We start from the raw sequence: 23,059 nt of genomic DNA on the forward strand, positions 1-23,059 counted from the left end.
GCGATGAAATTTACAGCAGAACAAATAGCAGGAATTTTAGAAGGAGAAGTTGTTGGGAATCCCAATGCAGAAGTTTCTCGCTTATCTAAAATAGAAGAAGGCGAGGAAGGGTCGCTTACTTTTTTGGCTAACCCGAAATATATCAATCATATATATACCACAAAAGCTACAGTAACAATTGTTAATGATAGCTTTGTACCCGAAGCCGAGATTACTACCACGTTAATAAAAGTAGAAGATGCTTATGCCTCTTTTTCTAAACTTTTACAGTTTTACAATCAGGTAAAATTAAATAAAAATGGTATAGAACCACAGTCTTTTATGTCTGAAGGAACTAAATATGGAGAAAATTTATATTTAGGAAGCTTTAGTTACGTAGGACAAAATGTGGTATTAGGTGATAACGTAAAAATTTACCCAAACAGTTTTATTGGTGATAATGTTGTTATTGGAGATAATGTGTTTATTTTTGCCGGCGCCAAAATATATTCTGAAACAATAATTGGTAATAATTGTACAATACATTCTGGAACTATTATTGGAGCAGATGGATTTGGTTTTGTGCCGAATGAAGAAGGAGTATATAGTAAAGTTCCACAGATTGGAAACGTTATTATAGAAGACAATGTAGATATTGGCGCAAATACAACGATAGACAGAGCAACTCTTGGTTCTACAATTATTAGAAAAGGAGTTAAACTGGATAATCAGATACAAATTGCACACAATGTGGAGATTGGTAAAAATACTGTAATAGCAGCTCAAAGTGGTGTTGCAGGTTCTACAAAAATTGGTGAAAACTGTATGATTGGCGGACAGGTTGGTATTGCAGGTCATTTGACTATTGGTAATAATGTTAGACTTCAGGCACAGTCAGGAGTTGCAAGAAATATCAAGGATGATGAAATTTTGCAGGGAACACCATCACTTGCTTATACAGATTTTAATAAATCGTATGTGCATTTCAAGAATCTGCCTAAGATAGTAGCCGAAGTTGAAGAATTGAAAAAACAAATAATAAACCCAAAAAATGGAAATAATGGTTAAACAGAAGACCATCAAAAATGAAATTTCACTAACAGGAGTTGGATTACATACTGGAAAAGAAGTTACAATGACTTTTAAACCAGCTCCTATTAATAATGGTTTCACTTTTGTAAGAATAGATTTGCAAGGTCATCCTGTAATTGAAGCAGATGCTAATTATGTTGTTAATACGCAAAGAGGTACAAATTTAGAAAAATTAGGTGTAAAAATTCAGACACCAGAACACGTTTTAGCTGCATTAGTTGGATGTGATCTGGATAATGTTATCATAGAATTAAATGCTTCAGAACTGCCAATTATGGATGGTTCTTCAAAATATTTTGTTGAAGCTATTGAAAAAGCAGGAGTAGAAGAGCAAGATGCAAAACGTAATGTTTATGTAGTAAAAGAAGTTATTTCCTTTACTGACGAAGCAACTGGAAGTGAGATTTTGGTTATGCCAAGTGACGACTATCAAGTTACTGCAATGGTAGATTTTGGTACTAAAGTTTTAGGTACTCAAAATGCAACTATGAAAAGTATTGCAGATTTCAAAAATGAAATTTCAAATTCAAGAACTTTTAGTTTTTTACATGAATTGGAATCTTTATTAGAGAACGGATTGATTAAAGGTGGTGATTTAAATAACGCTATTGTATATGTAGATAAAGAAATCTCAGATGCTACAATGGAAAATTTAAAGAAAGCCTTTGGAAAAGATAAAATTTCAGTTAAGCCAAATGGTGTTTTAGATAACTTGACGTTACATTATCCAAACGAAGCGGCACGTCATAAATTACTTGATGTTGTTGGAGATTTAGCACTGATTGGTGTTAGAATTCAAGGAAAAATCATTGCAAACAAGCCAGGTCACTATGTAAATACTCAATTTGCTAAGAAGATTGGTAAAATCATTAAGATTGAGCAAAGAAACCAGGTTCCTGTTTATGATTTGAATAAAGAGCCTTTGATGGACATACATAAAATCATGGCAATGTTGCCTCACAGACCACCATTTTTGTTGATTGACAGAATTATAGAAATGTCTGATCGTCATGTTGTTGGTTTAAAGAATGTTACAATGAATGAGAATTTCTTTGTTGGACATTTCCCGGAAGCACCAGTAATGCCAGGAGTTTTAATTGTAGAAGCAATGGCGCAAACAGGAGGAATTTTGGTATTAAGTACTGTTCCGGATCCTGAAAATTATTTAACCTATTTCATGAAAATAGACAATGTTAAATTCAAGCATAAAGTATTGCCGGGTGATACATTAATTTTTAAATGCGAATTGATTTCTCCTATCAGAAGAGGAATCTGCCACATGCAGGCAAATGCATACGCAAACGGAAAATTAGTAACTGAGGCAGAATTAATGGCACAAATTGTAAAAAAACAATAATATTTAATGAAATTTATTGTTTAGGTTTGTGACCTAAAATCAGACTATTTTTAATTAAAAATATAAAACATACAGATGAATCAACCATTAGCTTATGTTCATCCTGGCGCTAAAATCGCCAAAAATGTTGTAATTGAACCTTTTACAACAATTCACAATAATGTTATTATTGGTGATGGTACTTGGATTGGTTCAAATGTGACTATTATGGAAGGCGCGCGTATTGGAAAAAATTGTAATATTTTTCCAGGCGCTGTTATTTCCGCAGTTCCGCAGGATTTAAAATTTGGCGGAGAGGATTCTCTTGCTATTATTGGAGATAATTGTACGATTAGAGAATGTGTAACTATCAATAGAGGAACTGTTGCATCTGGACAAACGATTCTTGGGAACAATTGTCTAGTTATGGCTTACGCACATATTGCACACGATTGCGAAATTGGTAATAATGCTATTATTGTAAACGGTGTTGCATTGGCAGGTCACGTTGTAGTTGGAAATCATGCTGTTATCGGTGGTTTGGCTGCTATTCATCAATTTATTCATATTGGAGATCATGCTATGATTTCTGGTGGATCTTTGGTAAGAAAAGATGTTCCGCCATATACAAAAGCAGCAAAAGAGCCGTTATCATACGTAGGTATTAATTCTGTAGGTTTAAGACGCAGAGGTTTTAGTACTGATAAAATCAGAGAAATTCAGGAAATTTACAGAATATTATACCAAAAGAATTACAATACAACTCAGGCTTTAAGTATTATTGAAGCTGAGATGGAAGCTACTCCGGAGAGAGATGAAATTTTAGATTTTATCAGAAATTCATCAAGAGGAATTATGAAAGGTTATTCAGGAAATTATTAATTTTAGAGTTTAGATTTCTGATTTTAGATTTCTAACTTAGAATTTTAATAAATTGAATAGTAATATAGTATAAAAATAAAAGAGCAGTATTTTTTTAGAATCTAAAATCTACACTCTAAAATCTAAAATAAAAAAAATGGCATCTACATCAGATATTAGAAACGGATTATGTATCAAGTTTAATCATGATATTTATAAAATCGTAGAATTTCTTCACGTTAAACCTGGAAAAGGTCCAGCTTTCGTAAGAACAAAATTAAGAAGTTTAACTACAGGAAGAGTATTAGATAATACATTTTCTGCTGGTCATAAAATTGACGATGTGCGTGTAGAAACGCATAACTACCAGTTTTTATATGCTGAAGGAGATGAATTTCATTTTATGAATACAGAATCTTTTGAGCAAATTTCTTTAAATAAAAATATCTTGGATGCTCCGGGATTATTGAAAGAAGGTACAAGCGTAATGGTTCAGGTAAATACTGAAACTGATTTGCCTTTATCAGTAGATATGCCATCATCAGTAATTCTTGAAGTTACTTATGCAGAGCCAGGAGTAAAAGGAAATACAGCTACAAATGCTACTAAATCTGCTACGGTAGAAACGGGAGCAACTGTAAACGTTCCATTGTTTATTAACGAAGGAGATAAAATTAAAATTGATACTGCTTCAGGTTCTTACATGGAGCGTGTTAAAGAGTAGTTTATCAAATAAATAATTGGTCAATGAGTCAATTAGAAAGTAATGCCTAACAGAAGCGGAATAATTTCATTTCTAATTGACACATTTTCTAGTTGACTTATTTTCTGATTGATACATTTTCTAATTATAGAATATGAAATTTCAAAAGAGCCATTCTTTACAAGAAATTGCAAATTTGCTTCAATGCGAATTTATTGGGGACAAAGACTTTCCGGTTTTAGGCATGAACGAAATACATGTTGTAGAACCTGGTGATATTGTTTTTGTTGACCATCCTAAATATTACGACAAAGCGTTACAATCTGCCGCTACAATTGTTTTAATTAATAAAAAAGTAGACTGCCCTGAAGGTAAAGCACTTCTAATCTCTGATGATCCTTTTAGAGATTTTAATACGCTTACAAAACATTTTAGACCGTTTCAATATGCAAATGTTGCGATTGCAGATTCTGCTGTTATTGGAGAAGGAACTGTAATTCAGCCTAATAGTTTTATTGGTAATCATGTTACTATTGGTAAAAATTGTTTGATACATTCAAATGTTTCCATTTACGATCATACTGTTATTGGTGATAATGTTATTATTCATGCCGGAACTATTTTAGGTGCTGATGCATTCTACTATAAAAAACGCGCTGAAGGTTTTGATCAGCTTATTTCCGGTGGAAGAGTTGTTATTGAAGATAATGTAGGTATTGGAGCCCTTTGTACCATTGACAAAGGTGTTACAGGAGATACAACCATCGGAGAAGGAACCAAAATTGACAATCAGGTACATGTTGGACATGATTCTGTAATAGGCAAAAAATGTTTAATTGCATCGCAAACCGGAATTGCAGGTTGTGTTATAATCGAAGACGAAGTAACTATTTGGGGTCAGGTGGGTACAACAAGTGGTATTACGATAGGAGCTAAGGCTGTTATTATGGGACAAACCGGAGTTACAAAATCTGTAGAAGGAGGGAAATCTTATTTTGGTACGCCAATTGAAGAATCAAGAGAAAAATTAAAACAATTAGCCAATATTAAGAAGATTCCTGAAATTTTAAATAAATTGAAGTAATATGTCTATTAAAGAATTTGTTCAAAAATTTTATAAGTCAGATGCCTTAATTGATAGTGAAATAATGAAAACTTATTTGCACCCTGATATTGTGGTAGACTGGAATAGTACAAAAGGCTTAATTATTCTTAATTATGATTCGATGCTTGAGATGGCGAACGAATTGAGTCGTGCTTATGTGCGTTCTAAAGTTCGAATTAGTCATATCATTGCTGAAGATGATTTGGTTTCAATCCGATATTCGCACTACGTGAAAACGATCGAAAACCCAAGAGAAGAAATGTTATTAGCCCATTTTGCTACGATTTGGCAAATTAAAGACGATAAATTATACAGAGGTTATCAGATGAGTCAATTTTCTTAGCATTTTTTGATGCTAAAAAGGCTGAAAATACATTACAAAACCTTATTTTTGCAACACAATTTTAAAAACTACATAAAATATATATCATGAGTGTTTTAGTTAATAAAGATTCCAAAATAATTGTTCAAGGATTTACAGGAAGCGAAGGAACTTTCCATGCTTCTCAAATGATCGAGTACGGTACTAACGTTGTTGGTGGTGTAACTCCAGGAAAAGGAGGAACTAGCCATTTAGATCGTCCAGTTTTTAATACAGTAAAAGATGCTGTAGATCAAGCTGGTGCTGATACTTCAATTATTTTTGTTCCGCCAGCTTTTGCTGCTGATGCAATTATGGAAGCTGCTGATGCTGGAATTAAAGTAATTATTGCTATTACAGAAGGAATTCCTGTAGCAGACATGATTAAAGCAAATAATTATGTTAAAGAAAGAAATTCTAGATTAATCGGACCAAACTGCCCAGGTATCATTACTCCGGGAGAAGCTAAAGTTGGTATCATGCCAGGTTTCGTTTTCAAAAAAGGAACAGTTGGTATCGTTTCTAAATCAGGAACTTTAACTTACGAAGCTGCTGACCAAGTTGTAAAACAAGGTTTAGGAATTACTACAGCTATCGGAATTGGTGGAGATCCAATTATTGGAACAACTACAAAAGAAGCTGTTGAATTATTAATGAATGATCCAGAAACTGAAATTATCATCATGATTGGTGAAATCGGTGGTCAATTAGAAGCTGATGCTGCTAAATGGGTTAAAGCTGATGGTAACCGTAAACCAGTTGTTGGTTTTATCGCTGGAGAAACTGCTCCTGCTGGTAGAACAATGGGTCACGCAGGTGCTATTGTTGGTGGTTCTGATGATACTGCTGCTGCTAAAAAACAAATCATGAGAGATAACGGAATTCACGTTGTTGACTCTCCAGCTGAAATTGGAAAGAAAGTAAAAGAAATATTAGGATAATATCTGATATTCAAAATAATAAATTCAGAAAAAAAGTCTCAATATTTCGTTGAGACTTTTTTTACATTAATAGCCTGTTGGAAATCTAACAGCTAGCGAGGGCTTAGTTTATTGTAAACGTAGCACTTCGGTTAAAAATAAATAGAAATATGATCAAAGAATTAGAGAAGTTTAAAGTAACAAATAGTTTTACTTTTACTGTAGAAGATAGTTTAGAGCAAGCATGTAATGCACCGGAATCTGGTGCTGGAGTTTTTGTAGTTTATGCTGTTGAAGGTGATGCAAAAGAATTAATCATGGTGGGTTCTACAGGAACTGTTCAGAACGATGGAACTTTAAAAAGCAAAAACGGTGGTTTATATGATAAAATCGTAAACGGACATCAATTTGCAAAGACAGGAAGAAAATATTCTTGGCCGGCACAAATGAAGTTAGAAAACATTTCTGCTTTAGAAGTGGTTTGGTACGAAACTTTTACTGCTGATGTAAAAGGAATTCCAACTACAGTAGAAGGACAAGTTTTGCAAAATTTCTTAGATGAAAACGCAAAATTACCAAGATGGAATGTTGCTTTCTAAGCTAACAAGCCACTATAAAAATAAAAAAAGCACTTCAATTGAAGTGCTTTTTTTATGCTCCATTATCAACTTTAGTATTAGGAACTGTAAGATTACTAAGTTGTTGAAGAATCACGATGTATTTTGTGAATACAATAATTTCTTACAATTATCTGTTTAGAATCAGATCTTATTAGTATATTTAGGTTTGAAAGTAAATTTGCTTTTAGTGTCTGAAAACTCAACAGACATAAAACGATTGAGCAAACAAATTCTAAGAACCTAAATTATTATGTTGAAATCATTTTTGAATTTAAAAGGTGTTGAAATGCTTAGTACAAATGAACAGATGAACATTAATGGAAATGGCCCAGTCATTTGCACTAAAGAATGGACACCATATCCATATTATGGACCATGTATTGTGTTGCCTCCAATTATTAAGGTACCAGATCCTCTTCCGGTAGAACCTTTTCCAGGCGGTGGATTAGAAATAGATTAGAATATAGAAATGACCAGTGGTGTAATGCTACTGGTTTTTTTGTTTCATTTCTAAATTTGAGAGGTATACCTTAAATCATTTGCGATTGTTATTTTTTTAAAAAGAGAATTATCATATATTTGACATGTCATTCATAGCCCTGATAGAAGCGGTATCCTTTTTCTTGCTTTTTTTGCAAGGAAAAGATACAAGCGGATAGCAGGAATAGCTACAAATAAATATTAACATTAATTTTGAATATGAAATTACTAGAAGGAAAAGTTGCCATCATTACAGGTGCTAGCCGTGGAATTGGAAAAGGAATTGCTGAAGTTTTCGCTAAACATGGTGCAAACGTTGCGTTTACATATAGCTCATCTGCTGCTTCTGCTGAAGCTTTAGAGGCTGAATTGAATGCTTTAGGAGTAAAAGCAAAAGGATACCAATCGAATGCTGCCGATTTTAATGAAGCGCAAACTTTTGTTGATGCTGTTTTAGCTGATTTTGGAACAGTAGATATTTTGATTAACAATGCCGGAATTACAAAGGATAATTTGTTAATGCGTATGTCTGAGGCTGATTTTGATCAGGTTATTGATGTTAACCTTAAATCTGTTTTCAATATGACAAAAGCCATTCAAAAAACATTTTTAAAACAACGTGCTGGTTCTATTATTAATATTAGTTCTGTAGTTGGTGTTTCTGGAAATGCAGGACAAACAAACTATGCTGCTTCTAAAGCAGGTGCAATTGGTTTTACAAAATCAGTAGCATTAGAATTAGGTTCTCGTAACATTCGTTGTAACGCAATTGCTCCAGGATTTATTGAAACTGAAATGACAGCAAAATTATCTGAGGATGTTGTAAAAGGATGGAGAGAAGGAATTCCGTTGAAACGTGGTGGTACTACAGAAGATGTTGCAAATGCATGTCTATTCTTAGCATCAGATATGAGTGCTTATGTTACAGGACAAGTTCTTAATGTTTGTGGAGGAATGCTTACTTAATACTTAAATTGTTTATGGTTTGTAGTTTATTGTTCTGCAACCAGAAACTAAAAACTATAAATTGAATTAAATATGACTACAAACACGATTTTTTTATTATTACTTTCTTTAGTAATAGCGGGTGGTCTGTCGTATTTTCAATATTATTTCAAAGCCAAAAGCAAGTCAAAAATGACTTTGTTTTTGGCTTTATTGCGTTTTTTAGCCATTTTTGGATTATTTGTTTTGCTTATTAATCCAGTATTGACAAAAAACGCACTCGAAGTAACCAAAACACCTTTGGCTCTTGTAGTTGATAATTCCAGCTCTATCACGGCCTTGAAGTCGGAAAAAAAAGTAGAGGAGTTATATAAACTTTTAGCTTCTAATCCTGCATTGCAGGAAAAATTTGAAATTCAGTCTTATCAGTTTGATACCGACTTAAAAATTTCGGATAAGTTTGATTTTAAAGGAAAGCAAACCAATTTAGATCAGGTTGCCAGGAATTTAAAAAGCATCAATAAAAATAGTGTTTACCCAACGGTTATTATAACAGATGGAAATCAGACTACAGGAAACGATTACGTATACCGTTTTGATCCTGCAAATAAAGTATATCCTTTGGTTGTGGGAGATACAACTACCTTTTTTGATTTAAAAATAAATCAATTGAACGTAAATAAATATGCGTTCCATAAAAATAAATTCCCGGTTGAAGTTTTTCTTCAATATTCCGGTGGTAAAAGTGTTACTGCAGATTTTTCAATTGCACAAGGAAATTCAGTGCTAGTCAAAGAAAAAGTTTCATTTTCTGCTTCTAAAAAGACAGCGACTTTAAATCTTTTGCTTCCTGCAGATAAAGTGGGATTACAGATTTTTAAAGCAAGTATTTCTTCTAACCTAAAAGAGAAAAACAATTACAATAACGTTAAAAACTTTGCGGTCGAAATAATAGATCAAAAATCGACCATTGCTATTGTTTCTGCCATAAATCATCCTGATATCGCGGCATTAAAACGTTCTATAGAATCGAATGCACAGCGTAAAGTAATTTTGGTTAAGCCAAATGAAATCAATCAGTTGCAAGAGGCGTCGATTTTAATATTATACCAGCCAACAGCCGTTTTTAAACCTATATTTGATAATACTAAATTGGCAGGAACAAACACGCTGATCATTACAGGAACTAATACCGATTTTAATTTTTTAAATCAACAGCAAAATAGTCTGGTTTTTAAAATGAGTGGACAGAGAGAAGATTATTTAAGCGAATTTCAGTCGCAATTTAATTTGTTTGCTGTCGATAATATTGGATTTGAAAATTTCCCTCCATTACAAAATTTATTTGGAACCATTACGACAAACGGAAATGTTTCGGTTTTGCTTTCGTCTAAAATTAGAAATGTTTCTACAAATGCTCCTTTATTGGCTTTCGCCGAAAATCAAGGCAAACGTACTGCATTTTTATTAGGAGAAAATAGCTGGAAATGGCGTTTGCAAAGTCATATAGATCAGCAATCTTTTTCTAAGTATGATATTTTTACAGACAAAATAATTCAGTTTCTTGCTTCGGCAACAACTAAAAAATCATTGGTTGTAACGCATGAAAGTTTTTATAATTCAGGAGAAGCAATTATTATAAATGCGCAGTACTTCAATAAAAATTATGAGTTTGACGAAAAAGCGCGACTTACAATAACGGTAACCAACGTTGAAACGAAGCAGGCTAAGAATTATGACTTGTTGAAAGGCAATAATTCATTTTCGGCAAATTTAGATGGTTTACAGGCTGGCAAGTATAATTTTACAATAAAAGAACTGAATTCAAACACTTCGTATTCAAGTCATTTTGAGATTTTAGATTTCGATATAGAAAAACAATTTGTAAATCCGGATGTTTCAAAATTGGAGCAACTGGCATTGCAAACAAATGGGAAAGCATTTTTTCAAGATCAGGCAGATGACTTGATCAAAACCTTGATTGAAAATAAAGAATACAAATCGATTGAAAAAAATATCTCGACAAAAACGCCTATAATTGACTGGGTTTGGTTATTGATTTTAATTGCAGCTTTACTAACAACAGAATGGTTTGTTCGCAAATACAATGGTTTGTTGTAATTCGGAGAAAATTAAAAATCATATTTCTAAATGTATTCTAAAAATTTTTCCAGTGTAGTATTGACTTTTACACTGTTTCTTCTAAGTTTTATTTCACATGCCCAACTTGCTGTTATCTATGACAAAGATGGCTATGTTAATGTTAGGCAGGGAGAAACGGTAAAATCTAAAGTAATTGAAAAAATTATTGAAGGTCAGGTGTTTTTCATTAGTTTATATGAAGATCCGGAGCCTAAAGGGGAATGGTTGAAAGTTTGGCTTCCTGTTAATCCTGATCCAAAAATAAAAGAATTTTTAAGATATAAAAGTATAAACGAAGAAGGTTTTATTCATAAAAGCAGAATCTTATATTTGAATGAATTAAAGAAACTAAATTTGCTAAATCAAAATGCAAATAAAAGTACTCTTAAGAAAGATAACTTACAGGTTGATGTTGAAATAAAAGCTTTTGATAAAACGAAACATACTATTTCCAGAATAAAAGATGGCGGATATATAATAGATAATAAATCTGATTTTTGGGGATTTAGTAATTCAATTCCCCGAAACGAATTTAAATCTATAAAAATTATACAAAACAATAATACTTATAATTTTCCAAAAGAGGCACTTGCTCATTTGTATGATTTAAATGTAGAATTTACAAGTTTGTTTCTGGGTAAAAATGGAGAATTGTATCTTATTGTATCAGGAGGAGACGGTTCAGAATCTTATGAAATAATTTGGTGTTTAAAAAATAACAGGATATTTTCAATGACCGTAATGCAAACAATACCTTAATTATTTAAAAATGGATTTTAGGCTAAAAGTTTTTTATACCGTAGCACTTAGGCTCAACTTTACGAAAGCTGCCGCGGAACTATATATTAGCCAGCCAGCTGTTTCTAAACATATTCAGGAACTTGAAGAAGAATATAAAACCAAGCTTTTTGAACGAAATGGTTCCAAAATTGCCTTAACTCCGGCGGGACAAATTCTAGTTGAACACACGAAAAATATTTTCGAAATTTACAGAGAAATCGAATTTGATATGAGTTCGTTTAGCAATGAGCGTCAGGGTTTGTTGCGTTTAGGAGCAAGTACAACTATTTCTCAATATATCATTTCACCGGTTTTAGCGAGGTTTCATCAGAAACAAAAAGACATTAAAGTCAATTTGCTGAATGGAAATACAGAACAAATTGAAAGCGCATTGCTTAATAAAGAAATTGAAATTGGTATTGTAGAAGGACAATCAAAAAATCAATCTATAAAATATATTCCTTTTTTGAAGGATGAATTGGTGTTGGTTTGCAATACCAAAAATCCTTTAGTAAAGCAGAATAAAATTTTGCTGGATGATCTAAAGGCAATGAAATTCATTACCCGTGAGCGTGGTTCCGGAACACTTGAAGTTATTGAGTACGCCCTTAAACAAATAGATTTTAAGATTTCGGATTTACAAATTGAAATGCAATTGGGTAGTACAGAAAGTATTAAATCATATTTATTGAATTCTGACTGCTTTGCCTTTATGTCAATACACGCCGTAAGTAATGAGCTTAAAAACAATGAACTTATTGTTTTAGATGTAGAAAACCTTGTTATAGAAAGATACTTTTACGTGATTACTTTACTCGGAAAATCAGATTCTTTGTCTGAGTTATTTCTTGACAATGTTTCATTGTATTATAACTTAAAGTTATAGTTGATTAAATAATACGATTGGCGATTTAGCTATAAAGGGCAGACCTTTGTAAGGTAATATTAAGTACCTTATTTTGAAAACGAAACAATATTCTGCGTCACACTTACTTGAAGTTAACCTCTACATTCAACAGGCCATTTTTGCTTTGGTTATTGTGTTATGTATATTCTCGATAATTTCGCCTCCAATTGCTTTGCTTTTTGGAGTTTTAGTGGTGAACGTTTTTGGAAATCCGTTTGTCACATTCAATCACAAAACAATTACTTTTTTACTGCAATTTTCAGTTGTGGGTTTAGGTTTTGGTATGAATGCTGGAACTGCTTTTTCAGCTGGAAAAGAAGGCTTTCTGCTTACTGTTTTTTCAATTTTTGCTACTTTAGTATTGGGAACATGTATTGGAAAACTGTTCAATATCGATAAAAAAATAGCGCATTTAATTTCTTGTGGTACAGCTATTTGTGGTGGAAGTGCCATTGCGGCCATTGCTCCGGTTATCAAATCAGATGAAAAACAGACCTCAGTGGCTTTGGGCGTGATTTTTATTCTAAATTCTGCTGCTTTATTTGTTTTCCCTTATATTGGGCATCAGCTTGATTTATCTCAAAAAGATTTTGGACTTTGGTGTGCGATTGCAATCCACGATACAAGTTCTGTAGTTGGAGCAGCCAATAAATATGGTGCTGAAGCATTACAAATTGCAACAACTGTAAAATTAGCAAGAGCCTTGTGGATCATTCCAATTTCTGTTCTAACGGCTTTAATCTTTAAGAATAAAAACTCAAAAATTAAGATTCCTTATTTTATTGGTTTGTTTATTCTTGCAATGTTAATCAATTCTTATGTTCCCAAAAGCAGTATAATTGCTCCGCATATTGTTGGCATTGCCAAGATTGGCTTAACGATTACTTTGTTTTTAATTGGTGCAACATTGAATGTAACGACTTTAAAATCAGTAGGAGTAAAGCCGTTACTTCAAGGTGTTTCGTTGTGGATTTTTATAGCCACTTTAAGTTTGATTGCTATTCTGTACTTTCGTTAGAAAAGTAATAGATCAGCTATTATTTAATGTTTGAATACTTTACGATTGGCTTACCAACTACGGTATAAATTTTACCATTAAAAGAAAGTCGTTTTTCAATTGTAAAATCAAAGTATTTCTTTGTTTTTGCCAATTCGCTAACTTCGGTAGGCATATCTATTTCGTAATCATATTCTCCGCCTTTAGACTTTGAGTAATAACCTTTTGTTGTAATGATAAAATCTCTAAAGAATTTTTTCTTCCCATCATTTACAACAGTATAACTTCCTGACCACGTGCTGCTGTCACTATTCGTTATCTGATAGTTTGGTACTTCGATCAAAGGTTGATATTTTCCGTCAAATCCTGCAACAAGATAAAAATAACCTGAATAAGCACCACCAGCTCCACCATTAGAATGTACAATTGTAAAAGCATATTGATCTTCGCCAATTTGCACTAATTTGGGAGTGGGAGCACGTGAAAAAGCACCAAAAGCGGCAATGGCAGGCTGGAAAGAGCGCATTTGCCAGATCTTATCATTTTTAGCGAACTTGGCTACACCAATCAATCCACCAACAAATCTTCCTGTTTGCGCTCCATCCGGATCATAAACAGAGTGGTTAAAGAATACAAGCTTAAACTGATTTTCTTTTGAATCTTTATAGGTAATAGTTTCCAGATGTCTTGTTGCAACACCTTCTTTGTAAGGAAATGGCTGATCTTCTTCCATACCATTAACATCCGTGTAAAGCTGCGTTTTGCAAGATTGACATTTCCAGCTTAAAAAAACATTGTCATTGTCTAATTTGTAGAATTTCCCAGGAAAGAGCTTTTGCATTGTTTTTACAGCATTCAAAGGATCAGCTACTTGCAAGGTTCGCTTAGGATTAAGGATGGTATCGACAACCGTTTTTAATTCTACATCATCCTGAGCACTGCAAAAAGATGTAAAAAGAAGAGCGATAAACGTGAATTTGATTAGGCGCATGTTTAAATGTTAAGGTATTTGAGCGTCAAATTTAATAAGAAAGTTTATGAAATAGACGTAGATTAATTTTTATAGCTAAAAAAAATATAAAGTTAAATTGATGTAATAGTATTTAGGATTTTTTCGAATTATACATAAATGAGATACATTTGCAGTTCAAATTAAAAAACAAAAATGAAAAACTTCAAAATGAAATCAAAGTTAATCATCGGTATGGTGATTGGAGTTGCTTTTCTAACATTATCATGGGGAATAGTAGGGCATGAGCGCATTAACAAAGCAGCTGTAATGGCACTTCCTCAACCACTACAAGTATTTTTTTACAATCACATCGATTTTATTACACAAGAAGCTTCGGTACCGGATATTCGTAAATATGCATTAAAATACAAAGAAGAAAATCCAAGACATTACCTTGATTTAGAAAACTTTGGACCAATTGACAGTCTTCCTAAAACATTAGAAGAAGCTACTAAAAAGTACGATGCTAAATTCTTAAATGACAATGGAATTTTGCCTTGGTTTATTGAAGACATGATGGCGAAGCTAACTAAAGCTTTTAAAGAAAAAAACAGAGCAGAAATTCTATTTCTTGCAGCAGATTTAGGGCATTATATTGGAGATGCTCACATGCCTTTGCATACTTCTGCAAATCACGACGGACAATTGACGGGTCAAAAAGGGATTCATTCACTTTGGGAAAGCAGATTGCCAGAGTTATTTGCTAAAAATTACAAACTGAATGTTCCGGAAGCACAATATTACGAAGACGTACACAAAGCCACTTGGGATCTTATGAAAGACACGCACAGTTTAGTAAAACCTTTATTAGACGTTGATAAAAAACTAAGAACAGCAACTCCTGAAAACCAAGTTTTTGTTGTTGATGCAGACGGTAAAATTGTAAAAAGCAAATACAATTCGAATAAATTCTCGGATGAATATGCTGCAAAATTGCACCAGGAACTTAACGGAATGGTAGAAAATCAAATGAAGAAAGCGATTGCAGCGACTTCAAGTTTTTGGTATACGGCATGGGTTAATGCAGGAAAACCTGATTTAAGTGATTTAGATTCTCAAGAGCTTACAAAACGTAATAGTAAAGCTTTAAAAGAAGACTTGAAATTATTTAAAAAAGGAGATTTATTCGGAATGAGAAATCAAAATGACTAATTTATAAGTCAGTTTTTGCGCTCAGATAACACTTCAAACATATATTCTAAAAGCCTTCTGTCTTATTTTAAGCAGAAGGTTTTTTTATGTCTTGATCTGAAAAGTAAAGTTTATTTTTTAGGAGCTATTTCCTGCTGTCCTCCCAAATCTTTTGTGCCGAACCCCAGCACAAAAGGATTTTCCTTCCCATCAGGGCTAGGAATTAGTGGTGAATTCTTTAGTAAAAACACAACAAAAATCTTTTTATAACAATAAAACTTCATTAAGTTAAAATAAATATTGCTTTTATAATAATTTATCTTTTATATTTGCAAACGAATCAAAGAATAAAAAAAGAATCACGACATGATTTCAATTCAATTACATCATCATCATTTTCATTATTGCTCTCAAGCGATGTGTTAATGGTATGCGTGTAAATCATCATATTTTAAAACCCGTTTGAGTACATCAAACGGGTTTTTTAATTTCTATCCTTGTACTCAAACTTCTAATCAACAAAACAAAAATGAGTACATTAAAAATTGCAATTCAAAAATCCGGTCGTTTAAACGAAGACAGTATTCAAATCCTAAGAGATTGTGGTATTTCAATCAATAACGGAAACGATCAGTTAAAAGCCGAAGCATCTAATTTTCCTTTAGAAGTTTTATATTTACGTAATTCAGATATTCCACAATACCTAATCGATGGTGTAGTTGATCTTGCCATTGTTGGGGATAATTTACTTGCAGAAAAAGGAAAAAACATCGAAGTCGTTCAGAAATTAGGCTTCTCAAAATGTAAAGTTTCTGTTGCTGTACCAAAGACTTTTGAGTACAATTCTATTCAGGATTTAGCAGGATTACGTATTGCAACTTCTTATCCCAACACGGTTACCGAATATTTCAGTTCTTTTGGCTTAACGGTTGATATTCACCAGATTTCGGGTTCAGTAGAAATTGCGCCTAATATTGGTCTTGCCGATGCTATCGTTGATATCGTATCAAGCGGAAGTACTTTGTTTAAGAATAATTTGAAAGAAGTAGAAGTGATCCTGAAAAGCGAAGCGGTTCTAGCTGTTTCTCCAAAAGTATCGCCTGAAATCCAAAAACATATTGATACTTTAAAATTTAGAATTCAATCGGTATTAAGAGCAAGAAATTCTAAATATATTTTAATGAACGTTCCTAATGATAAAATTGACGAAATTGGTAAAATCTTACCCGTTTTACGAAGCTTAACCGTTTTACCATTAGCTCAGGAAGGCTGGAGCAGCGTACACTCAGTAATCGATAAAGATACTTTTTGGGATGTCATCGATCAGTTAAAAGACGCCGGAGCCGAAGGAATTTTAATTTGTCCAATTGAAAAAATGGTATTGTAAAGCTTTTTGGCTTTACGCTCTAGGCATTAGGCTTTAAGCTTTAGGCCTGAAAATAGTAAATAGTAAAAAAACAAAAAGCCTAAAGCTTAAAGCTTATAGCATAGAGCAGAAAAAAAAATATAGCAGAATAAAAAAGCTTAAAGCCTACAGCTTATAGCCTATAGCAATATAAAAAAATGAAAAAGATAGAAAATCCAAAACCCAATACCTGGTCAGCAATACTAGAAAGACCGACCAAAACGATTGATGATATCGAGGTAACGGTAAAAGAAATCTTCAAGGAAGTACAGAAAAAAGGGGATGAAGCTGTTGCAAAATACACTTCGATATTTGATGGGATTACATTAGATAATTACGAAGTTTCTCCTCAGGAAATAGAAGAAGCAATAAGCTTAATTTCTACGGAATTGAAAGACGCTATAACACTGGCGAAAAATAATATTTATAAATTTCACAGCGCGCAAAAAACAGAAAGAATTACTGTTGAAACTACTGAAGGCGTGAATTGCTGGCAGGAAAAAAGACCTATTCAGAAAATAGGATTGTACATTCCTGGTGGAACGGCGCCTTTGTTTTCGACAGTTTTAATGTTAGCAGTTCCTGCTCAAATTGCGGGTTGCAAAGAAATTGTTTTATGTTCGCCTCCTGATAAAAAAGGAAAAATAAATCCTGCAATACTTTATGCTGCTCAGTTATGTGGAGTTACAAAAATATTGAAGGTTGGTGGAATTCAGGCTATTGCCGGAATGACATTTGGAACAGAGTCGATCCCGAAAGTGTATAAAATCTTTGGTCCCGGAAATCAATTTGTAACAGTAGCAAAACAATTAGCAACACAGTTTGGAGTAGCAATAGACATGCCGGCAGGACCTTCGGAACTATTGATTGTGGCAGATGATACTGCTGTTCCAGCCTTTGTAGCATCAGATTTGTTGTCACAGGCTGAACACGGAACGGATAGTCAGGTAATTTTAGTTTCTACTTCAAAAAAACTGATTAGTGCTGTAGAAGAAGAAATTCAGCTTCAATTAAACGAACTTCCGAGAAAAGACATTGCCGAAAAAGCAATCGAAAATTCAAAACTGATTTATGTTGAAAATGATCAGATTGCACTTGATTTGATTAATGAATACGGACCGGAACACTTTATTATTTGCTCTGAATTTGATGATTTTTACTGCAACGGAATTCTGAATGCAGGTTCTGTTTTTATTGGGAATTACACTCCGGAAAGCGCTGGAGATTACGCTTCCGGAACCAATCATACTTTACCAACAAACGGATACGCTAAAAATTATAGCGGTGTGAATTTAGATAGCTTTTTGAAATCTATGACCTTTCAGAAAATAAATGAAAAAGGGATTCAAAACATTGGTAAGGCAATTGAAATTATGGCAGAAGCCGAAGGTTTACAGGCGCATAAGAATGCGGTAACGCTTCGTTTGAATAGTTTAGATTAATTGATTTTTAGATTTTAAGAATTTTAGATTGTAAGATTGTTAGAAGAAAAGAACAAACTAAATAAAGAAATAAATAAATAAAGAAATAAATAGATAAATAAATAGATAAATAGATAAAGTAATATAGTAATATAGTAATATAGTAATATAGTAATATAGCATAGCCTAAAAAGCAGAGAAGAGAGTCTTTCCTCTTTCTTATTTTCTCTTTACTTTATTCATAAAAATAAAACAATGAGCACTTTTGATATAAACACAATAACACGTGAAAACGTAAAAACATTAAAACCTTATTCGTCTGCAAGAGATGAGTTTGAAGATTTTGATACTGCACAAATGATTTTTTTGGATGCTAACGAAAATCCGTTTCAGAATGGGGTAAATCGTTATCCGGATCCTCAACAGAATGCTGTTAAAGCTATTTTAGCTAAAAACAATATGGTAAAAAGCAGCCAGATTTTGCTTGGAAATGGAAGCGATGAAGTTTTAGACTTGCTTTTCAGAGCTTTTTGCGAACCTAAAGTGGATAATATTATTTCGTTGCCGCCTACTTATGGAATGTATGGTGTTTTAGCAAATATTAATGCTGTAGAAAACAGAGAAGTATTGCTTTCTACAGATTTTCAGCCACAAGTAGAGAAAATTTTAGATGCTGTTAATGAGAATACAAAAATTATCTTTTTATGTTCGCCAAACAATCCGACAGGAAATTCATTTTCAGATGAAAGCGTAGTCGAGTTGCTTCAAAATTTTAAAGGTTTAGTCGTGATCGATGAAGCTTATATTGATTTCTCTGAAAAAGAAAGCTGGCTGACAGAAATAGATACATACCCAAATTTGGTGATTACGCAAACACTTTCTAAAGCGTATGGTTTAGCAGGGATCCGTTTAGGTGTTTGTTATGCTTCTGAAGCTGTGATTTCAGTTTTAAACAAAATCAAACCACCTTATAATGTAAATGAGCTGACACAGCAAAGAGCAATAGAACGTCTAAAAGATTCTGATAAAATTAAACAAGAGATTGCTTCAATTGTGGAGCAGAGAGAGGAATTACTTAAAGTTTTACTTGAAGTTAGTTTTGTAGAGAAAATTTACCCAACTGAAGCTAATTTTGTATTGGTTAAAGTAGACGACGCTACTAAACGATACGATGAATTAATAGCAAAAGGAATTGTAATTCGCAACAGAACGACACAACCATTATGCGAAAATTGTCTTCGTTTTACGATTGGAATCCCAGAAGAAAATGCAACTTTGATTAAAGAATTGAAGTTACTGAAATAAAAAGTTACAAACAAAATGGATAACTAATTATCTTGGTTTTTCTAAAGAATCATCAATAATTTGAATCAGAATAAATGGGAATTTTTAATTTTAAATCAAATAAAAAAGGAGCTCAGGAAACTCCTGTTGAAATGTATTTAAATCATTTGGATAACATTTTTCAGCAGGAACCCGTATATATTATGGGAGAAAAAGACGAAAACGGATTGCAGGGCGTGAGTGTTATGATGTATAAAGATGTTCCTGAACAAGGTTTTATTACAGGTATAACGTACGGTCTCTCATTAGTTGAGCATCCTGAATGGAAATTAGGAAGACAGGAACTTTGTATTTCGGTGGAATCAACAGATGAAAACTGGGCAAAGGTTATTGGTTTTGTTGCAGAAAAACTTCGTGGTGATTGTCCGTTTTTATATGAACAGACGATTAATTTTCGAGAACAAATTAGTAAAGATTCAGAAATGGATGCCTTTTTTGTATTTGCCCCAAGTACGCTTGATCGGGATGATTATTTGAATATTGATATTGGATTAGATTATAAAATTAATATCGCAGGATTCTATCCAATTTATTCGAGTGAAATCGAGGTGATCGAAAAGATTGGTTTGAAGGATTTTTGGCATCATCCCAATTTTGATAATTATGCTGTTAATCGGGAACGAATTAAGGATCAGGAATAATCAGAAGACATTTTAAGTGAAATAAAGAAATTTAGAATTTATAAATATCCCGTTATGGTTTGCGTGAGGGATAGAGGCGGTATCCTTTTGCGGGCGAAGCAGAGCAAAAGATAAAGCCGAAAGCCCGACCCGCGTTTTTCAGCGGGGCACGCCCAAAATATAATTAAAATATGAAAAAAGTACTTTTTATCGATCGTGATGGAACGATTGTTTTAGAACCGGAAAATTATCAATTAGATAGTTTGGAAAAATTAGAATTTTATCCGCAATCTTTTCAATATCTGGCGAAAATTGCCAATGAATTAGATTACGAATTAGCGATGGTTACCAATCAGGACGGATTAGGAACGGATAGTTTTCCGGAAGATACGTTTTGGCCAACACAAAACTTTATATTGAAAGCCTTTGAAAATGAAGGTGTTTTGTTTGATGAAATTTTTGTCGACAGATCATTTCCTGAGGATAATGCACCAACGCGTAAGCCGAGAACGGGAATGTTGACTAAGTATATTGATAATGCTGAATATGATTTGGCAAATTCATTTGTATTAGGTGATCGTTTAACGGATGTTGAATTGGCTAAAAATCTGGGTGCAAAAGCGATTTTTATGAATATGACTGACGGAATTGGAAGCAATGAGATTTCGTCTAAGCGTGAAGAACTGGACGACACGATAATTTTGCAAACAACGGATTGGAAAAGGATTTATGAGTTTTTGAAACTGGAAGCGCGATCTGCATCGATTACACGTAAAACGAATGAAACGGATATTTTTATTGATCTGAATCTGGACGGAACGGGTAAAAGTAAAATTGAAACCGGAATTGCTTTTTTTGATCACATGCTGGATCAAATTGCACGTCACGGTCAAATGGATCTGGAAGTGCTTGTAAAAGGCGATTTAGAGGTAGATGAGCATCACACGATTGAAGATACTGCAATTGCTTTGGGTGAAGTTTTTGCTAAGGCTTTGGGTAATAAATTAGGTATTGAACGCTACGGGTTCTGCCTGCCAATGGATGATTGTTTAGCGCAGGTTGCCATTGACTTTGGAGGAAGAAATTGGTTGGTTTGGGAAGCTGAATTTAAACGTGAAATGGTTGGGAAGATGCCGACAGAAATGTTTTATCACTTTTTTAAATCGTTTTCTGACGGAGCAAAAGCCAACATAAACATCAAAGCAGAAGGAACTAACGAGCACCATAAAATCGAAGCTATTTTTAAAGCGTTTGCTAAAGCCATAAAAGTAGCTGTAAAAAGAGATACGGAGAAAATGATTTTGCCTTCGACGAAAGGAATGTTATAGCCCCCTAACCCCCGAAGGGGGAATTATTAATTATTTTATTAGAATATATGAATATAAAAGAAACACAATCTGAATCGACTCCCCCTTCGGGGGCTGGGGGGCTTGTTATCATAAATTACGGAGCAGGGAATATTCAGAGCATCATGTTTGCTATTGAAAGGCTTGGCTTTAAGGCAGTTTTGAGCAATGATCCTGAAGAAATCAGGCTTGCAGATAAGGTGATTTTCCCGGGTGTTGGGGAAGCAAGTTCAGCAATGAATAAACTAAAAGAAAGTGGCTTGGACGGATTGATTCCGACTTTGAAACAGCCAGTTTTAGGAATTTGTCTGGGTATGCAATTGATGTGTAATTCAAGCGAAGAAGGAAATACAAAAGGTTTGGGTATTTTTGATGTTGATGTAGTTAAATTTACGTCAAAGGTTAAGGTACCGCAGATGGGCTGGAATCAAATTTATAATTTAAAATCGGATTTGTTCAACGGAATCGCTGAAAAGGAGTTCATGTATTTGGTTCACAGTTTTTATGCTCCATATTGCGCAGAAGCCATTGCTACGACAAATTACGAAGTAGAATATGCATCAGCATTACAGAAAAATAATTTTTACGGAACTCAATTTCATCCGGAAAAAAGCGGTGCGGTTGGGGAGAAGATTTTAGGGAATTTTTTGAAAAGCCCCCTAGCCCCCAAAGGGGGAACCAAAGGATAGAAAAAAAACAGATTAATTTAAATCCTATTTACCTCTAATAGGAATTCCCCCTTTGGGGGTTAGGGGGCTTGAACATGAGAATAATACCAGCAATAGATATTATCGATGGAAAGTGTGTCCGATTATCTAAGGGTGATTACGATACAAAGATAATTTACAATGAAAATCCGCTTGAAGTGGCGAAATCATTTGAGGCGCACGGAATTGAATACCTGCATTTGGTAGATTTAGATGGTGCGAAATCAAGTAAGATTGTAAACTACAAAATTGTGGAGCAAATTGCCTCGCAAACAAGTTTGCAAATTGATTTTGGCGGTGGTTTGAAATCAGATGAAGATTTGAAAATTGCCTTTGAAAGCGGTGCTAAACAAATAACAGGCGGAAGTATCGCTGTAAAAAACAGAGCAATTTTTGAAAAATGGATTGCTGAATATGGTTCTGATAAAATTATTCTGGGTGCTGACGCTAAAGACGAGAAAATAGCAGTTTCGGGCTGGTTAGAAGAGTCTGATGAAGATTTGATTCCGTTTATTCAGCAATATCAAAGCAAAGGGATTCAGTATGTTATTTGTACTGATATTGCAAAAGATGGTATGTTAGAAGGGCCAAGTTTTGATTTGTACGCTAAAATTTTGGAGCAATGTGATGTCAAGCTGATTGCTTCAGGAGGAATTTCGACTTTTGATGAATTACCAAAATTAGCTGAACTGGGCTGCGAAGGAACCATTATTGGAAAAGCAATTTATGAAGGAAGAATTACCTTGAAACAATTGGAGAATTATATTATTGGTAAAATGTAAAAAGTGAGATGTTAAACGTTAAAACCATTTTACATCTCACTTTTTACAAGTAACAAAAAGAAA

Annotated in this window: 23 protein-coding genes; 22 read left to right on the plus strand and 1 reads right to left on the minus strand. The window is 33.5% G+C overall.

Annotated elements, in window-relative coordinates; translation table 11 throughout:
- Positions 1-3: 3 nt before the first annotated feature.
- The 14 genes from lpxD to B0A66_RS15465 all read left to right on the plus strand — a co-directional run bounded on the left by lpxD (position 4) and on the right by B0A66_RS15465 (position 13,249).
- Positions 4-1,047, plus strand: a complete 1,044-nt coding sequence (lpxD, locus tag B0A66_RS15400; protein ID WP_089050746.1) for a UDP-3-O-(3-hydroxymyristoyl)glucosamine N-acyltransferase — start codon at positions 4-6, stop codon at positions 1,045-1,047.
- Positions 1,040-2,428, plus strand: a complete 1,389-nt coding sequence (locus tag B0A66_RS15405; RefSeq protein ID WP_089050828.1) for a bifunctional UDP-3-O-[3-hydroxymyristoyl] N-acetylglucosamine deacetylase/3-hydroxyacyl-ACP dehydratase — start codon at positions 1,040-1,042, stop codon at positions 2,426-2,428. Before lpxD ends, B0A66_RS15405 begins: the two co-directional genes overlap by 8 nt.
- A gap of 75 nt (positions 2,429-2,503) precedes the next feature.
- Positions 2,504-3,289 (plus strand): acyl-ACP--UDP-N-acetylglucosamine O-acyltransferase, encoded by a 786-nt coding sequence (gene lpxA, locus B0A66_RS15410; protein ID WP_089050747.1) that lies wholly within the window; start codon positions 2,504-2,506, stop codon positions 3,287-3,289.
- A 136-nt stretch (positions 3,290-3,425) separates the two neighbouring features.
- Positions 3,426-3,992, plus strand: a complete 567-nt coding sequence (gene efp / locus B0A66_RS15415) for an elongation factor P (protein WP_035624093.1) — start codon at positions 3,426-3,428, stop codon at positions 3,990-3,992.
- Positions 3,993-4,125: 133 nt separating this feature from the next.
- Complete coding sequence (locus B0A66_RS15420; RefSeq protein WP_089050748.1) at positions 4,126-5,055, plus strand: UDP-3-O-(3-hydroxymyristoyl)glucosamine N-acyltransferase; 930 nt, start codon at positions 4,126-4,128, stop codon at positions 5,053-5,055.
- A 1-nt stretch (position 5,056) separates the two neighbouring features.
- A complete protein-coding gene (locus B0A66_RS15425) occupies positions 5,057-5,419 on the plus strand; it encodes a nuclear transport factor 2 family protein (protein ID WP_089050749.1) in 363 nt (120 codons plus the stop codon).
- A gap of 86 nt (positions 5,420-5,505) precedes the next feature.
- The gene (gene sucD, locus B0A66_RS15430) at positions 5,506-6,378 is read left to right on the plus strand and encodes a succinate--CoA ligase subunit alpha (RefSeq protein ID WP_089050750.1); all 873 of its coding nucleotides are present in this window, start codon (positions 5,506-5,508) and stop codon (positions 6,376-6,378) included.
- Between the two features lie 149 nt (positions 6,379-6,527).
- A complete protein-coding gene (locus B0A66_RS15435; protein ID WP_089050751.1) occupies positions 6,528-6,956 on the plus strand; it encodes a hypothetical protein in 429 nt (142 codons plus the stop codon).
- Between the two features lie 307 nt (positions 6,957-7,263).
- Positions 7,264-7,437 (plus strand): hypothetical protein, encoded by a 174-nt coding sequence (locus tag B0A66_RS22910; protein ID WP_165766625.1) that lies wholly within the window; start codon positions 7,264-7,266, stop codon positions 7,435-7,437.
- A 239-nt stretch (positions 7,438-7,676) separates the two neighbouring features.
- A complete protein-coding gene (gene fabG, locus B0A66_RS15445; protein ID WP_089050753.1) occupies positions 7,677-8,423 on the plus strand; it encodes a 3-oxoacyl-[acyl-carrier-protein] reductase in 747 nt (248 codons plus the stop codon).
- Positions 8,424-8,495: 72 nt separating this feature from the next.
- The gene (locus tag B0A66_RS15450; RefSeq protein ID WP_089050754.1) at positions 8,496-10,523 is read left to right on the plus strand and encodes a hypothetical protein; all 2,028 of its coding nucleotides are present in this window, start codon (positions 8,496-8,498) and stop codon (positions 10,521-10,523) included.
- Between the two features lie 30 nt (positions 10,524-10,553).
- Positions 10,554-11,303, plus strand: coding sequence for a hypothetical protein (locus B0A66_RS15455; RefSeq protein ID WP_089050755.1), 750 nt, complete (start codon positions 10,554-10,556; stop codon positions 11,301-11,303).
- 10 nt (positions 11,304-11,313) lie between these two features.
- A complete protein-coding gene (locus tag B0A66_RS15460; protein WP_089050756.1) occupies positions 11,314-12,210 on the plus strand; it encodes a LysR family transcriptional regulator in 897 nt (298 codons plus the stop codon).
- Positions 12,211-12,283: 73 nt separating this feature from the next.
- Complete coding sequence (locus tag B0A66_RS15465) at positions 12,284-13,249, plus strand: YeiH family protein (protein WP_089050757.1); 966 nt, start codon at positions 12,284-12,286, stop codon at positions 13,247-13,249.
- A 19-nt stretch (positions 13,250-13,268) separates the two neighbouring features.
- On the opposite strand, the gene B0A66_RS15470 is transcribed toward B0A66_RS15465, so the two are convergent.
- Positions 13,269-14,219 (minus strand): glycoside hydrolase family 68 protein, encoded by a 951-nt coding sequence (locus tag B0A66_RS15470; protein ID WP_089050758.1) that lies wholly within the window; start codon positions 14,217-14,219, stop codon positions 13,269-13,271.
- Positions 14,220-14,393: 174 nt separating this feature from the next.
- Here B0A66_RS15470 and B0A66_RS15475 point away from each other — a divergent pair, with 174 nt between their 5' ends.
- From B0A66_RS15475 to hisA, 8 genes are all read left to right on the plus strand, one after another.
- Positions 14,394-15,392: a zinc dependent phospholipase C family protein gene (locus B0A66_RS15475; protein ID WP_089050759.1), complete on the plus strand. Its 999-nt coding sequence runs from the start codon at positions 14,394-14,396 to the stop codon at positions 15,390-15,392.
- 508 nt (positions 15,393-15,900) lie between these two features.
- On the plus strand, positions 15,901-16,758 hold the full coding sequence (gene hisG / locus B0A66_RS15480) for an ATP phosphoribosyltransferase (protein WP_089050760.1): 858 nt from the start codon (positions 15,901-15,903) through the stop codon (positions 16,756-16,758).
- Between the two features lie 176 nt (positions 16,759-16,934).
- Positions 16,935-18,218 carry a histidinol dehydrogenase gene (gene hisD, locus B0A66_RS15485; protein WP_089050761.1) on the plus strand — a complete coding sequence of 428 codons (1,284 nt, stop codon included), beginning with the start codon at positions 16,935-16,937 and terminating at the stop codon, positions 18,216-18,218.
- 234 nt (positions 18,219-18,452) lie between these two features.
- Positions 18,453-19,502 (plus strand): histidinol-phosphate transaminase, encoded by a 1,050-nt coding sequence (gene hisC / locus B0A66_RS15490; RefSeq protein ID WP_089050762.1) that lies wholly within the window; start codon positions 18,453-18,455, stop codon positions 19,500-19,502.
- A gap of 74 nt (positions 19,503-19,576) precedes the next feature.
- Positions 19,577-20,182, plus strand: coding sequence for a suppressor of fused domain protein (locus tag B0A66_RS15495; protein ID WP_123868248.1), 606 nt, complete (start codon positions 19,577-19,579; stop codon positions 20,180-20,182).
- Between the two features lie 170 nt (positions 20,183-20,352).
- Positions 20,353-21,489, plus strand: a complete 1,137-nt coding sequence (gene hisB / locus B0A66_RS15500; RefSeq protein WP_089050763.1) for a bifunctional histidinol-phosphatase/imidazoleglycerol-phosphate dehydratase HisB — start codon at positions 20,353-20,355, stop codon at positions 21,487-21,489.
- 47 nt (positions 21,490-21,536) lie between these two features.
- Complete coding sequence (gene hisH, locus B0A66_RS15505; RefSeq protein ID WP_089050764.1) at positions 21,537-22,196, plus strand: imidazole glycerol phosphate synthase subunit HisH; 660 nt, start codon at positions 21,537-21,539, stop codon at positions 22,194-22,196.
- A 74-nt stretch (positions 22,197-22,270) separates the two neighbouring features.
- Positions 22,271-22,996 (plus strand): 1-(5-phosphoribosyl)-5-[(5-phosphoribosylamino)methylideneamino]imidazole-4-carboxamide isomerase, encoded by a 726-nt coding sequence (gene hisA / locus B0A66_RS15510; RefSeq protein ID WP_089050765.1) that lies wholly within the window; start codon positions 22,271-22,273, stop codon positions 22,994-22,996.
- The last annotated feature ends 63 nt before the right edge of the window (positions 22,997-23,059 follow it).

Source organism: Flavobacterium hercynium (assembly GCF_002217285.1).
Lineage (GTDB): Bacteria > Bacteroidota > Bacteroidia > Flavobacteriales > Flavobacteriaceae > Flavobacterium > Flavobacterium hercynium.

Coding starts and splice junctions, on each gene's coding strand:
- lpxD (WP_089050746.1), top strand. CDS start 4: ATGAAATTTACAGCAGAACAAATAGCAGGAATTTTAGAAGGAGAAGTT.
- B0A66_RS15405 (WP_089050828.1), top strand. CDS start 1,040: ATGGTTAAACAGAAGACCATCAAAAATGAAATTTCACTAACAGGAGTT.
- lpxA (WP_089050747.1), top strand. CDS start 2,504: ATGAATCAACCATTAGCTTATGTTCATCCTGGCGCTAAAATCGCCAAA.
- efp (WP_035624093.1), top strand. CDS start 3,426: ATGGCATCTACATCAGATATTAGAAACGGATTATGTATCAAGTTTAAT.
- B0A66_RS15420 (WP_089050748.1), top strand. CDS start 4,126: ATGAAATTTCAAAAGAGCCATTCTTTACAAGAAATTGCAAATTTGCTT.
- B0A66_RS15425 (WP_089050749.1), top strand. CDS start 5,057: ATGTCTATTAAAGAATTTGTTCAAAAATTTTATAAGTCAGATGCCTTA.
- sucD (WP_089050750.1), top strand. CDS start 5,506: ATGAGTGTTTTAGTTAATAAAGATTCCAAAATAATTGTTCAAGGATTT.
- B0A66_RS15435 (WP_089050751.1), top strand. CDS start 6,528: ATGATCAAAGAATTAGAGAAGTTTAAAGTAACAAATAGTTTTACTTTT.
- B0A66_RS22910 (WP_165766625.1), top strand. CDS start 7,264: ATGCTTAGTACAAATGAACAGATGAACATTAATGGAAATGGCCCAGTC.
- fabG (WP_089050753.1), top strand. CDS start 7,677: ATGAAATTACTAGAAGGAAAAGTTGCCATCATTACAGGTGCTAGCCGT.
- B0A66_RS15450 (WP_089050754.1), top strand. CDS start 8,496: ATGACTACAAACACGATTTTTTTATTATTACTTTCTTTAGTAATAGCG.
- B0A66_RS15455 (WP_089050755.1), top strand. CDS start 10,554: ATGTATTCTAAAAATTTTTCCAGTGTAGTATTGACTTTTACACTGTTT.
- B0A66_RS15460 (WP_089050756.1), top strand. CDS start 11,314: ATGGATTTTAGGCTAAAAGTTTTTTATACCGTAGCACTTAGGCTCAAC.
- B0A66_RS15470 (WP_089050758.1), bottom strand. CDS start 14,219: ATGCGCCTAATCAAATTCACGTTTATCGCTCTTCTTTTTACATCTTTT.
- B0A66_RS15475 (WP_089050759.1), top strand. CDS start 14,394: ATGAAAAACTTCAAAATGAAATCAAAGTTAATCATCGGTATGGTGATT.
- hisG (WP_089050760.1), top strand. CDS start 15,901: ATGAGTACATTAAAAATTGCAATTCAAAAATCCGGTCGTTTAAACGAA.
- hisD (WP_089050761.1), top strand. CDS start 16,935: ATGAAAAAGATAGAAAATCCAAAACCCAATACCTGGTCAGCAATACTA.
- hisC (WP_089050762.1), top strand. CDS start 18,453: ATGAGCACTTTTGATATAAACACAATAACACGTGAAAACGTAAAAACA.
- B0A66_RS15495 (WP_123868248.1), top strand. CDS start 19,577: ATGGGAATTTTTAATTTTAAATCAAATAAAAAAGGAGCTCAGGAAACT.
- hisB (WP_089050763.1), top strand. CDS start 20,353: ATGAAAAAAGTACTTTTTATCGATCGTGATGGAACGATTGTTTTAGAA.
- hisH (WP_089050764.1), top strand. CDS start 21,537: ATGAATATAAAAGAAACACAATCTGAATCGACTCCCCCTTCGGGGGCT.
- hisA (WP_089050765.1), top strand. CDS start 22,271: ATGAGAATAATACCAGCAATAGATATTATCGATGGAAAGTGTGTCCGA.